The organism is Paenibacillus sacheonensis (assembly GCF_009909195.1).
GTDB lineage: Bacteria > Bacillota > Bacilli > Paenibacillales > Paenibacillaceae > Paenibacillus_Z > Paenibacillus_Z sacheonensis.
In genome coordinates, this window is record NZ_JAAAMU010000001.1 from 118,732 (window position 1) to 132,249 (window position 13,518).

Annotated in this window: 10 protein-coding genes; 8 read left to right on the forward strand and 2 right to left on the reverse strand. The window is 58.9% G+C overall.

What is annotated here, in order from left to right; genetic code table 11:
• The first annotated feature begins 34 nt into the window (after positions 1-34).
• The 4 genes from metE to GT003_RS00415 all read left to right on the forward strand — a co-directional run bounded on the left by metE (position 35) and on the right by GT003_RS00415 (position 7,648).
• Positions 35-2,323 (forward strand): 5-methyltetrahydropteroyltriglutamate--homocysteine S-methyltransferase, encoded by a 2,289-nt coding sequence (gene metE / locus GT003_RS00400; RefSeq protein ID WP_161693256.1) that lies wholly within the window; start codon positions 35-37, stop codon positions 2,321-2,323.
• Positions 2,324-3,069: 746 nt separating this feature from the next.
• Positions 3,070-3,996, forward strand: coding sequence for a hypothetical protein (locus tag GT003_RS00405; protein WP_161693258.1), 927 nt, complete (start codon positions 3,070-3,072; stop codon positions 3,994-3,996).
• Positions 3,993-6,899, forward strand: a complete 2,907-nt coding sequence (gene uvrA / locus GT003_RS00410) for an excinuclease ABC subunit UvrA (protein WP_161693260.1) — start codon at positions 3,993-3,995, stop codon at positions 6,897-6,899. Before GT003_RS00405 ends, uvrA begins: the two co-directional genes overlap by 4 nt.
• Positions 6,900-7,030: 131 nt before the next feature.
• On the forward strand, positions 7,031-7,648 hold the full coding sequence (locus tag GT003_RS00415; RefSeq protein WP_161693262.1) for a polysaccharide deacetylase family protein: 618 nt from the start codon (positions 7,031-7,033) through the stop codon (positions 7,646-7,648).
• 207 nt (positions 7,649-7,855) lie between these two features.
• Here the strand turns inward: GT003_RS00415 and trpB are convergent, their stop codons facing one another.
• Positions 7,856-9,019 carry a tryptophan synthase subunit beta gene (gene trpB, locus GT003_RS00420; protein WP_161693264.1) on the reverse strand — a complete coding sequence of 388 codons (1,164 nt, stop codon included), beginning with the start codon at positions 9,017-9,019 and terminating at the stop codon, positions 7,856-7,858.
• A 222-nt stretch (positions 9,020-9,241) separates the two neighbouring features.
• Here trpB and GT003_RS00425 point away from each other — a divergent pair, with 222 nt between their 5' ends.
• From GT003_RS00425 to GT003_RS00440, 4 genes are all read left to right on the forward strand, one after another.
• Positions 9,242-10,354 (forward strand): Gfo/Idh/MocA family protein, encoded by a 1,113-nt coding sequence (locus GT003_RS00425; protein WP_161693266.1) that lies wholly within the window; start codon positions 9,242-9,244, stop codon positions 10,352-10,354.
• Between the two features lie 178 nt (positions 10,355-10,532).
• The gene (locus GT003_RS00430; protein WP_161693268.1) at positions 10,533-11,096 is read left to right on the forward strand and encodes an FAD-dependent oxidoreductase; all 564 of its coding nucleotides are present in this window, start codon (positions 10,533-10,535) and stop codon (positions 11,094-11,096) included.
• Between the two features lie 176 nt (positions 11,097-11,272).
• Positions 11,273-12,079, forward strand: coding sequence for a phytanoyl-CoA dioxygenase family protein (locus GT003_RS00435; RefSeq protein ID WP_161693271.1), 807 nt, complete (start codon positions 11,273-11,275; stop codon positions 12,077-12,079).
• A gap of 156 nt (positions 12,080-12,235) precedes the next feature.
• Positions 12,236-13,066, forward strand: a complete 831-nt coding sequence (locus GT003_RS00440; protein ID WP_161693273.1) for an amidohydrolase family protein — start codon at positions 12,236-12,238, stop codon at positions 13,064-13,066.
• Between the two features lie 124 nt (positions 13,067-13,190).
• Here GT003_RS00440 and GT003_RS00445 read toward each other — a convergent pair whose 3' ends face one another.
• On the reverse strand, positions 13,191-13,412 hold the full coding sequence (locus GT003_RS00445) for a hypothetical protein (RefSeq protein ID WP_161693275.1): 222 nt from the start codon (positions 13,410-13,412) through the stop codon (positions 13,191-13,193).
• Positions 13,413-13,518 lie beyond the last annotated feature (106 nt).

Below are 13,518 nucleotides of genomic sequence, written 5' to 3' on the forward strand. Positions count from 1 at the left end.
ACGTTTCCCGGGGCGTACCAAAGGAGATGTCAGGATGGTAAAAAGCAGCGTACTAGGCTACCCGCGAATCGGGGCTGACCGCGAATGGAAGAAAGCATTGGAAGCCTATTGGGGCGGCAAAATCACGGAGGCGGAGCTGCATGCGGCACTCCGCGATATCCGTCAAGCGAATTGGCGAAAACAGCAAGAGGCGGGCATCGATCTCATCCCCGTCAACGATTTCAGCTATTACGATCAGGTGCTGGACACGGCCGTCATGTTCGGATTGATTCCGAAGCGCTTCGGTTACGCGGGTGGCGTCGTGCCGTTGTCCGTCTATTACGGGATGGCGAGAGGAACGGACGGGGCGACGGCCTGCGAGATGACCAAATGGTTCAATACCAATTACCATTACATCGTGCCGGAGTTCGAAGACACGGTTCCGACGCTCACGGACAACAAGCCCTTGGCCGCCTACCGCGAAGCGAAGGAAGCGCTCGGGATCGAAGGGAAACCGGTACTGCTCGGTCCGCTTACGTTCCTGAAGCTGTCCAAAGGCTACCGTCCGGAGGAAGCCGATTCGTGGCTGAACCGGCTGCTGCCGCTGTATGTCCAAGTGCTGCGGGAGCTGGAGCGGGAAGGCGTGCAATGGGTGCAGCTGGACGAGCCGATTCTGACCGGCGTGCTTGACGAGGCGGATCTGCGGAGGCTTCGCGGAGCCTATGAGACGTTCGCCGCTGCCGTGCCGGGACTGAACATTATGCTGCAGACGTATTTCGAATCCGCCGAGCATTACGGCCGGTTGATCGCATTGCCGGTACGGGGCATCGGCCTGGATTTCGTCCATGGCCGCGAGGGCAATCTGCAAGCCGTGCGCGAGCAAGGCTTCCCGCAGGACAAGACGCTAGGCGCGGGCGTCATCGACGGCCGCGGCATCTGGCGGGCGGCGCTGGGCGAGAAGCTGGCGCTGCTGGAGGAGCTGTCCGCATGCGTTCCGCAGGATCGCCTGATCGTGCAAACCTCCTGCAGCCTGCTTCACGTCCCGGTCACGACGAGCCGAGAAACCGGGCTGGCGCCGATTCTGAAGGACGCGCTCGCTTTCGCGGACGAGAAGCTGGCCGAGGTCGTTCAGCTTGCGAACGGTCTGGGCGGACGCTCGGAGCCGTTCGAGGCGGCGCTTGCGGAGAGCGGCCGGGCAATCGAGGCGCTGCGCACATCGGACGATCGCAATCGCTCCGACGTTCAGCAGGCCGCGGGACGAATCGCGGCCGAGCCGGCCGAGCGCTCGCTGCCTTTCCGAGCGCGGCGCCCGCTGCAGCAGCTGCATTGGCAGCTGCCGGTCCTGCCGACGACGACGATCGGGAGCTTCCCGCAGTCGGCCGAGGTGCGCAAGGCGCGCCAATCGTGGCGCAAGGGCGAGTGGAGCCAGGCGAACTACGAGTCTTTCGTCGACGGGCAGATCGATATTTGGATCAAGCTGCAGGAAGAGATCGGCCTGGACGTGCTCGTTCACGGGGAATTCGAGCGGACGGACATGGTTGAATTTTTCGGCGAGAAGCTGGCGGGCTTCGCTTTCACCGCGAACGGCTGGGTGCAGTCTTACGGCTCCAGATGCGTCAAGCCGCCCGTCATTTACGGGGATGTCGCGTTCCAGGGGCCGATGACGGTCCGCGAGACCCGCTATGCGCAGTCGAAGACCGCGCTGCCGGTCAAAGGGATGCTGACGGGTCCGATCACGATCCTCAACTGGTCGTTCGTCCGGGAAGACGTTGCGCGCGAGCATATTGCCTATCAATTGGCGTATGCGCTCCGGCAGGAAGTAGAGGCGCTGGAGAAAGCCGGCATCGGTATGATCCAGGTGGATGAGCCGGCGGTTCGCGAAGGACTGCCGCTCAAGCTTAGCGAGCAGGCGGCGTACCTCGCGTGGGCGGTCAAAGCCTTCCGGGCCACGACCTGCACGGTCAAGGACACGACGCAGATCCATACGCATATGTGCTACTGCGAATTCCATGACATGATCGCGCCGATCGAAGAGATGGACGCGGACGTGATCTCGATCGAGACGTCGCGCAGCCACGGCGAGCTGATCGCAAGCTTCGAGCACCATACGTATCCGCTCGGCATCGGGCTTGGCGTCTACGACATCCACAGTCCGCGCGTGCCTTCCGTGGACGAAATGACGGCCATGATCGACCGGGCCTTGCGCGTGCTGGATCCGAGCCTGTTCTGGATCAATCCCGACTGCGGCCTCAAGACGCGCGGCCTTCCGGAGACGGAAGCCTCCCTGCGCCACATGGTGGAAGCGACGAAGCAGGCGCGAGCCAAATTGACGGCGCTGGTCTAGTCCGAACCAACCGACAAGCGACGCGGCAGTTCGGTCGAGAAGCTGCGCAACCGCTGCTTTCAAAGCTCCGTTTAGCCGTGATACGTGGAAAAGCTGCCGAAAGGCAGCTTTTTTGCTGGATTGGGAGCTCGAAGAGTTGCACGTAAGGCACAAATTCGGGGCTCGAGAGGCAAGCTAGGCTCGAAAAGTTGCACGAAAGGCACAAATTCGGAGCTCAAGAGGCAAGCTAGGCTCGCAAAGTTGCACGAAAGGCACAAATTGGGGGCTCGAGAGGCGAACTAGGCTCGAAAAGTTGTTTGAAAGGCACAAATTGGGGGCTCGAGAGGCAAGCTAGGCTCGAAAAGTTGCACGAAAGGCACAAATTGGGGGGCTCGAGAGGCAAGCTAGGCTCGAAAAGGTGCGGTTACTCTGCGGCGCAGCCCTACTCGGCGAAAATCGATTTACCATGCGCTACCAGACCCTTCGCACAGAAAGATCGATGGGCCCGAAGGGAGAGCGACGTTACGGTCCGGTCGTCTAAAATGCAGCTCGAAGAGCCCATATGAAATTAATGAATTATGTTCCTTCTTCTGCATTCACTATATGGATAAATTTCCCCTATTTTGCGATATCCACATTTTAGATAATTATGTAATATTCAGCATCCTTCTGCTATAATCTTGTACACGCATGGAAACACCGCTGCATTCCTGCCTTTCGTTCCTCCCGATTCCTTCCAAATCGAAGAACAAGGAGATCATGATTGGATGAATGACATTCAAGCAACATACCGCGCCGCGCTGGAGTCGGTAACGGAGCAGCTGCGCCAGGACAACCGCGTCTTGGCGGCTTTTGTCCTGGGCAGTCTGTCTTATGACGTCGTCTGGGAGAAGTCGGATATCGACATGATGATCGTCGTCGACGACGATAAACGGCCGAGCGTATCGATGGCGCTCGTCGAGCAGGGGATTTGCATTTCGGCTTGGGTCGTGAACAGACAGCAATTCAAGACGAACTTGGAGCGTTCGATGCAAACGAGCTTCTTCCACTCCTTCCTGTCGAAAGGAACGCTGCTCTTCTGCAGCGATGCCTCCATTCGCGACTTGTACGAACGGGTCCGGCATGTCGGCGAACGCGATCTGGACGTGCAGCTGCTGATCAACGCGTCCATCGTCGTCACGCTGCTGGAGAAGGCGGAGAAGTGGCTGGTCGTCAAGAAGGATCCGACCTACAGCTTTCTGTGGATCCTGAAGACGGTCGAGGAGCTGGCGCGGGTAGAAGTGATGCTGAACCGCGACATTCCGACGCGCGAAGTCATCCAGCAGGCGCTGAAGTATAATCCGGCGTTCTTCGGCCGGATGTATACGGAGCTGATCGAGGGACCGAAGACGCTGGAAGCGATGGAAGAAGCGGTTCGCCTGGCGGACCGCTACGTCGAGGAGCGGCACGAGCGGCTGTTCAAGCTCGTCACCGATTATTTGTCGCAGGAGAACGACGTTCGTCCGTTCTCGGAGCTGATGCTTCATCTCAAGCAGCGCTATCGGATGGACGATGCGCTGATCGTTCACGGCTGCGAATGGCTGGCGCAGAAGGGTTTCATCGAACGCGCCTCGTATCCGGCCCGCTTGACCGCGCGAAGCCGGGTCGAGCTGGATGAGCTGGCGTACTTCGATTCGAGGAGGTTCGGACGATGAGGCAAACGATATCGATTCGCGGCGCGCGCGAGAATAATCTGCAGAACGTATCGCTCGACATTCCGCGGGAGAAGCTGACCGTCGTGACGGGCGTAAGCGGTTCCGGGAAGTCGTCGCTGGCATTCGACGTCATCTACGGCGAAGGGCAGCGGAGATTCATGGAGTCCATCTCCTCCTCGTACGCGAAGCGTTATCTTCCGCAATTGAAGAAGCCGGACGTCGATTTCGTCTACGGCTTGTCGCCCGTCGTCTCCATCGAGCAGAAGACGGGGACGCCGAATCCCCGTTCGACGGTCGGCACGATGTCGGACGTGTACGAGTACGTGCGCCTGCTGTTCGCGACGTTGGGGACGCCGCATTGCCCGCGATGCAGCGCGGAGCTTGAAGCCAAGACGCCGAATCAGATCGCCGAGCATATTCTGGCTTTGCCTGCCGGATCGAAAGTGGACATCTACGCGCCGGTCCAGAAAATATTCGGCGAAACGTACGGCGTCCTGTTCGATGAAATTCGGACGAAGGGCTACCGCATGTTCAAGATCGACGGCGTGCTGCACGATACGAGCGACCGCATCGAGCTGGACGAGCATGCCTCCTATGAACTCGAGGTGCTGATCGACAAGTATGAAGTCAACCGCGACGTCTATAAGCAGCTGGTCATCTCGATCGAGCTGGGCATGAAGATCGGAGAAGGCTTCCTCCATATCGTGCCGAGCGGGCCGAAGCTGTCCGAGGCGGACGTCGAGCGGTTCCACCGCCAATTCGCCTGTAAGGAGCATCAGTATGTCGCGGGCGAGCTGTCGCCGGGCTACTTCACCTTCAACGACGCGGACAGCGCTTGCCGCACCTGTCTCGGCATCGGCGCCTACAAGTACGCGCAGCCGGAGCTGATGATCGCGAGCCGGGATCGCAGCCTGCGCCGCGGCGCGCTGAACGAGCGGCTCTATAACTTGAAGAACCCGCGCGCTTGGCGGAACATGGTCATCTACAGCCTCTCGCAGCATTACGGGTTCAGTCTCGACACGCCGTTCAAGGATCTTCCCGCGGAGATCGTCGACATGTTGTTCTATGGCACGAAGGGGGAACGGTATACCTTTATCGGCTCGGAGGACAATCGCCAGGATCGCTGGATCCAGGAGCATGTGGGCAAGCAGTGGACGTACGAAGGCATCGTCGGCGAGATCGACCGCTGGTACCGCAACTCCCGCAAGAAGCAGGAACTGAAGGGTTACGAGGAGTCGATGTTCAATCTCGTCATGGTCGAGCAGATCTGTCCGGAGTGCCACGGCATGCGGTTTAAGGCCGAGCGGCTGCTCGTTGCGCTGGGCGGCAAGACGATTCACGATATCGTGTCCATGCCCCTGGATGAGTTGAAAAGCTTCCTGCTTGCCCTCGAGTTTCCGCCGCGCAAGCTTCAGGTCGGCACGCAAATCATGAACGAGCTGATCGGGCGGATCGATCTGCTGCTCGAGATCGGGCTCGGCTATTTGAATCTCGACCGCCGATCGGACACGCTCTCGGGCGGCGAATCGCAGCGCATCCGGTTATCGACGCAGATCGGCTCCGGCCTGATGGGCATGCTCTACGTGCTGGACGAGCCGAGCATCGGGCTTCATCCGCGCGACAGCCAGAAGATGATCGATACGCTCAAAAAGCTTCGCGACTCGGGCAATACGGTCATCGTAGTCGAGCATGACGTCGAGACGATGCTTGCGGCGGATCATGTCATCGAGATCGGACCCGGGCCGGGCCAGCATGGCGGATGCGTCGTCGCGGAGGGGACGATAGCGGAAGTCATGGCGAACCCTGCTTCCCTGACAGGGCAGTTTCTGAGCGGCGTACGGAGCATCGCTATGCCGGCGGCGCGCAGGCAGGCCGGCGATAAAGTGCTGCGGATCGTCGGAGCGAGAGAGAATACGCTGAAGGAGGTCACCGTCGACATCCCCCTTGGCGTCATGACCTGCGTGACCGGCGTATCGGGCTCGGGCAAGAGCAGCTTGATCAACGACGTGCTGTATAAAGCGCTGCATAAGCATTTCCAGGATGCGCGCATTATCCCGGGGCTTCATGATCGGATCGAAGGCTTGGAGCAGATCAGCGGCGTCATTAACATCGACCAATCGCCGATCGGCCGGATGCCGACATCGAGCCCGGCGACCTACGTCGGCTTGTTCGACCGCATTCGCAAGCTGTTCGCGGGGCAGGAGCTGTCGGTCGCGAGAGGGTATACGGAGACGCATTTCAGCTTCAATACGAAGGGCGGCAGATGCGAGGAGTGCAAGGGCCATGGCACGATTACGTCGCAGCTGCTCTTCATGGCCGACGTCGAATCGGTCTGCCCTTCCTGCAAGGGCGCGCGTTTTACGAGCGAGCTGCTCGATGTCACGTACAACGGCAAGACGATCGCGGACGTGCTGGAGATGTCGATCGAGGATGCGGAGCCGTTCTTCCAGGGCGAGAAGTACGTCGCGCATAAGCTGAAGGTGCTGAATGAACTCGGCGTCGGCTACTTGCGCCTCGGCCATTCCGCGACGGTGCTCTCCGGCGGCGAAGCGCAGCGCATCAAGCTGGCGGCGGAGCTCGGCAAGATGAAGCGGGGCGCGCATTACTTGTACATCTTCGACGAGCCGACGACCGGCTTGCATTTGGCCGATATCCAGAAACTGCTCGACTGCATGAACCGTCTGCTGGAAGCGGGGCATACCGTGCTTGTCATCGAGCATCATTTGGACGTCATCAAGACCGCCGACCACGTGATCGACATGGGACCGGAAGCCGGGCGAGGCGGCGGTTACGTCGTCGCGGCGGGCACGCCGGAGCAAGTCGCGTTAACCCCCGAATCCCACACCGGACGGTGCTTGCGGGAGATGGCGGCTTTTACCGGCAGTGACGGCGTTCCCGTATAACGGCAGCCTGCGCCGAGACGAGAGCCGCACGAGAACCTTTGGAACCGCGGCACTGGCGGAACCGAAGGTTCCTCTTGCCGGTTGAGAGATAACCGATTGCGAGAACGTTCATTCACGGAGGAGAGATTAGCATGTCCGAGACGATTCATTCCGTCCAAACTTCAAGCAAAGCGATCGCCATTACGTTCGACGACGGTCCGAACACGTTATACACGCGCCAAACCGCGGACTTGTTCAATGCGGTTTCAGGCAAAGCGACCTTTTTCATCGTCGGGGAGAAGATTGAATCCCATGCGGACTTTATCCGGGAAATTCATGACGAAGGCCACGAAATCGGTAATCATACGTTCTCCCATCCCTTCTTGACCCAAATCAGCGAGGAGGAAGCGTTCGAGGAAATCGACCGGACGGACAAGCTCATCGAGCAGGTCATCGGCCGGCGTACAGCCGTATTCCGCGCGCCGTATCTGGACAGCAACGAGGCGACGCTCGCGCTTGCCGACCGGTTCGGCTACAGCTCGATCGGCGCGCTGAACCTCGATACGCGCGACTGGGAGACGCCGGGCGTCGACTATATCCTGGACCATACATGGGACCATATCCGGGATGGCGCAATATTGTTGTTCCATGACGGAGCGGGCGACCGCTCCCAAACGATGGAGGCGATCCGCATCCTGCTGGACAAGCTGACCTCGCAAGGCTACGAGCTCGTAACGGTCAGCGAGCTGCTGTCGCGGCAGGACAACTAACGGAGCATAGTCGGTACGCAAGGGGAAGCAATCAGACAGCAATCGGCCAACGATCAGACAGCAATCAGACAGCAGTCTGACAGTAATCTGACAGCAATCAGAAAGCAACCAGACAGTAACCGGAACGCAATTGGACATATAAAAGCCCCGGCAGCGATGAAAGATTCATCGCTGCCGGGGCTTTGTTAATGGCAGGGAAGAGAACGATTATTTATTCAGCATGTTGTACACTTGCTCGACGTCTTTGTCGCCGCGTCCCGACAGGTTGATAATGACGATTTGATCCTTGCCCATCGTCGGAGCGAGCTTCTTGGCATAGGCGACCGCATGCGCGCTCTCGAGCGCGGGAATGATGCCCTCGGTGCGGGACAACTCCTGGAACGCGGCGAGCACTTCCTCGTTGCTGACGGTCACGTATTCGGCGCGGCCCGTTACTTTCAGGTTGCTGTGCTCGGGTCCGATGCCCGGGTAGTCCAGGCCGGCGGCGATGGAGTAGGTTTTCTTCGGATTGCCTTCCTCATCCAGCAGCACGAGGCATTTGAAGCCGTGAATGATGCTTGGGACCCCTTCGGTCAGCGAAGGCGCTTGGTCCGGCTCCACGCCGATCAGGCGCACGGAAGGGTCGTCCAAATAATGCGCGAACGCGCCGATCGCATTGCTGCCGCCGCCGACGCAGGCGAGAACGGCATCCGGGAGACGGCCTTCTTTCTCCAGAATCTGCCGCTTCGATTCTTCGCTGACGACGGATTGGAAATGCTTGACCATCGTCGGGAACGGATGCGGGCCGACGGCGGAGCCGAGCAGGTAGAACGTATTCTTGTAGTTCTCGACCAGATCGTTCAGCGCTTCGTCGACGGCATCTTTCAAGCGGCCCTGGCCCTTTGCTACCGGCACGACCTTCGCGCCGAGCAGCTCCATCCGGAACACGTTCAGCGCTTGGCGGCGCGTATCCTCGGCACCCATGTAGATGATGCATTCCATGTCGAACATGGCGCAAGCCGTCGCGGTCGCGACCCCGTGCTGTCCGGCCCCGGTTTCCGCGATGATCCGTTTGGCGCCCATTCGCTTGGCGAGCAGGATTTGCCCGATGACGTTATTGATCTTGTGCGCGCCGGTATGGTTCAAGTCTTCGCGCTTCAGGTAGATTTTGGCGCCGCCCCACTTCGCGGTCAACTGCTGGGCAAACGTCAGCGGATTCTCGCGGCCGACGTATTCGCGCAGGTAATAACGGAACTCTTCGTTGAATTCCGGGTCGTCCTTGTATGTATGGAACTGGTCGCTTAAGTAATTCAGAACTTCCTGCAATTCAGGTGGAACGAAGCTGCCGCCGAACTCGCCGAAATAGCCGTCTGATGGTTGGTTTTGGCTCACTTTGAATCTCCTCCATAGTGTGAGATAGGTTCTATCTCGTTCATGTTATCATATTTTTTGCGTTCGGTCCCGACAGCCGGTGCCAATTCCGGTTTGAAGGATTATCGGAACGCTTCTCGAAGCAGTTAATACGTGCCTATACGCTCAGGTGCGAAAGAAAAGCGGCGTCCGACCGACGGGATGAATGAAAGCTTCGTACGAACATTTGGAAGGAGACTTACGATGAGTAAAGTGATCAAGCTTGGTTTAATCGGTCTTGGAGAAGCGGCGCAGGTGATACATTTGCCCGTCCTGCAGGCGATGGGGGATATATTCGAGATCGTCGCGGTGTGCGATATCTCCCCGACCCTCGTGCAGGTCATCGGAGAACAATACCGGGTTGACGGTCGGTATACGTCCGCCGAGGATCTGCTGGATGACGAGGCGGTCGAGGCGGTGCTCGTCTTGAACAGCGACGAGTATCATGCCGACTGTATCGTTGGCGCATTGGAGCGCGGCAAGCATGCGTTCGTGGAGAAGCCGATGTGCCTGACCAAGACCGACGCGAATCGCATCATCGCGGCGAAGAATGCTTCCGCCGGCAAGCTGATGGTCGGATATATGCGCCGTTATGCGCCTGCGTTCGTCGAAGCGGTCGAGGAAGTGAAGAAGCTCGGCCGGATCAATTACGCGCGCGTGCGCGACATTATCGGGCAGAACGGCTATTTCATTCAGCAAACCGCGAACGTCCTGCGTTTCGCCGATATTCCTGCCGAGCTGGCGGAAGACCGGCGCCTGCGCGGGCAAGCGATCGCCAAGGAAGCGCTCGGCGATAAGGCAGAGCGCTTCAACGGCACGTATCGCCTGATGGGCGGGCTCAGCAGCCATGACTTGTCCGCGATGCGCGAAATTCTGGGCATGCCTGCCCGCGTGCTGGCAGCGTCCCGCTGGAACGGCGGCCAATTCATGAGCGCCATGTTCCAATACGACGACGGTTTCCATGTGCTGTTTGAGACGGGCGTCGACCATCAAGGCCGCTTCGATGCATTCATCGAAGTCATGGGCGAGACGGGGACGGTGCGGGTCGATTACGATACGGCCTATATCCGGCATCTCCCGACGATGCTGACGGTTACCAAAACGACGGGCGATCGGCATGTCGAAACGGTTACCCGCCCGACGTTTACGGATAGCTATACGATCGAGCTGCGGCATTTCCATGACGTGATCGTGAACGATGCCCCGATCAAGACGACGCCGGAGGACGCGGCGCAGGATCTGGAGCTGTTCGACATGCTGATCGAGGCGATGGACGAATCCGAGCAGCGCGTTTCCCGGGCGCAGACGGTTTCCTGATTCGAGTCCCGTCTAATAGGGGCGGCGGGGAATGCGATTTTCAAAACATACCGTTATGAAAAGTTGTGGAATAGATTTTCAATCGGTATGATAGAGTAGGAACGGGACTTCCAAATGTTTGAAGCATGGACGGTCGGCGGGTCCGTTACTTACGAATCTCATTCTAGGAGGTAAAGGCATGGCAGAAATTGCGATTATCGGAGCAGGACCGGCCGGCGGAAGCGCCGCCTTGTTTGCGGCGAAGGCAGGCAAGCAGACGCTGTTGATCGACAGCGATCAGAGCATTACGAAGAAGGCGTGGATCGAGAACCATTACGGCGTATCCGAGATCAAAGGTCCGGATCTGGTGGAGATCGGCATTCAGCAGGCGAAGAAATTCGGCGCCGAATACGTGCAGGCCAAGGTGACGGAAATCGCCAAGACGGATGACGGCTTCAACATCGTCACGGAATCGGGCGAAACGCACCAAGCCAAGGTCGTTATCGTAGCCTCCGGCTTGTTCCTGGAGTTCGCCGAGAAATCCGGCCTGCAGACGAAGCCGGGCACCGAGCCGCGGATCAAAACGATTCTCGATGCGGACGCGGACGGCCGCACCAACGTCGAAGGCATCTGGGCCGCCGGTACTTGCGCCGGTGTCAGCGTGCATACGATCGTGACGGCAGGCGACGGCGCGAAAGTCGCAATCAACGTCATCAGCGAGCTGAACGGCGCGCGTTATGTCGACCATGACCTTTTGAAATAGGCCTCTTTCCGACTCTCGCTCTTCTAACGGCGCAGTTGACTGCATAGCCGTGGAAGAGCGGGAGTTTTTTTTGCATGCGTGCAGGAGTTGTCGAACCGAGATGGAAAGTGTTTACTGAAAGCGCATTCTTATGGGAGATAGGTATCGCATCAACTCAAAAAAGCGGAGGGTGAAGCATGCAATTAAGCCAATCACAAATCGATTTTTTCGAAACGTTCGGATTTCTCAAATTTCCGCAGCTGATGGCGGACCGCCTGGACTGGATCGTCGATGAATTTACGAAGACGTTTCCGGAGGAGAACAAGCATGACGGCTCGAAGCGGACGTGCATCGTACCGTTCATCGACCAGCGCATGTCCGTGCTGCTCGACGATCCTCGCATTCTAGCGATCGGCCGGACGTTGCTGGGCGAGGATTTCAATTACATGGGCAGCGACGGCAACTATTACACCGGCGATACGGGCTGGCATCGAGACGGTTATCATGAGAAATACAGGCATATCAAGATCGCCTTCTACCTTGACGAACTGGACGGAAACAGCGGCGCGCTGCGCGTCATTCCGGGAAGTCACCGGCTGCATGACAAATACGGCGACGATCTGACGTTCCGAATGAGAGATCCGCTCCAGACATGGAACGTTGCGGGAGCCGACGTGCCCGCTCAAGTGCTGGACGTGACCCCGGGCGATATTCTGGTGTTCGACCATAACACGTTCCATTCTTCGTGGAACGGCAATACGAGCCGCAGAATGTTCACGATCAACATGTGCCAGCGTTATGCGCAGGAAGACATTCAAGAGCTGCGGGACTATATCGCCGGAGCCGCGAGATTCTGGATCGACCGTGCGTTCTCCGAGACGATGATGAACACGGCCTCGCCGGAGCGATTGGTGCATTTGGAGCAGGTCATGGCCAATGACGATCATTTGGCTGCGCTGAGCGCCAAGGCGCGCCAGGAGATGGCGGAGCCGTCGCGGGGTTGATCGCTGCGGCTGCAGCGATAGTCGCAGAGGCAGGGTTCGGTACTCGTAATGGCAGCGTGCGGCCAAAGTACCCCTGTCGGCCAGTCGGCCAGCAGGGGATTTTCGTGTAAGGTACGGCGACGCATCATAAATGACAGCGACAAGGAGAAATGCGGCATGCGCATCGACGCCCATCAGCATTACTGGAGCATCGCTCGGACGGATTACGGCTGGTTGACGCCGGAGACGGGCGTTCTCTATCGGGACTATCAGCCGGATGAGCTGAAGCCGCTGCTAGAGGAGCACGGCTTGGACGCTTCGATCGTCGTACAGGCAGCGCCGACGACGGAGGAAACCGAATATATGTTGTCATTGGCAGATCGGGAACCCGCGATAGCCGGCGTCGTCGGCTGGCTGGATTTCGAAGGCGACTCGTTCGATCGCGATTACAGGCGGTTTCGCGCCAACCCGAAATTCGTCGGCGTTCGGCCGATGATTCAGGATTTGCCCTCGGAGTGGCTGCTGCGCGAGCGCGTCGTCGAACGCTTCAGGCTGCTCGCCGCCGAGCGGTTCCCGGTAGATTTGCAAGCCAATCCGCGGCATCTGCCATTCATCGCCGACCTGCTGCAGCAGGTTCCGGACCTGCAGGCCGTGATCGATCATCTTGCTAAACCGATGATGGACCGGGGGGAACTGGAGCCGTGGGCATCGCAGATGTCCGCCATCGCGAACTATCCCGGCGTCATGTGCAAGCTGTCGGGCATGGTCCCGGACAAACATGATCCCGCTTGGTCGGAAGCGGTTATTCGGCCGTTCGCGGCGCATGCGATTCGCGTCTTCGGTCCGAAGCGGGTCATGTTCGGCAGCGATTGGCCTGTCTGCCTGAATGCCGCGACCTATGCGCAGGTACGGGAGTTGGCTTCGTCCTTGCTGGGAGAGGGGCTGACGGAGGAAGCGAAGCAGGATGTCTATGGAGGCAATGCCGCGCGATTCTATCGACTCGGTTAACGAATGGACAGGGCGTCATCGCAGCAAAAAACAGGCCCTGCCGCATCCTTCGCAGAGCTCGGCCGGCCGGTTTTGGGGCAGGTCGCACGTTTGGAGAGCGGCAGTCGCCCGATACGGCTGCTCGTCAACGCGCTCTCTTGCGCGGCCTGTTCTTGGCGCCTCGTCTTACGCTGGCAACATCTGCCCCTTCGGCAGCAGCGCCTCCGGCGGGCGTATTGGTCTCCGCATTGTTTTCAGCGACGCTCTTGCTCGTATCCCTTCCGACGATGGGAAGGATATCCGCGTTGCCGAACAGAATCGTCCCGTTGTTGGTAACGATGATCGCGGTATGAATCCAGCAGGCCATTATGGCATCAGCATCCTTCTTCCAAGTAGTCATAGGCGTACAGCGCAGTTTGCTAGTCTAACATATGACGGGAAGCCGCTGCCCGAATTGGCGACTGTCCGGCGTT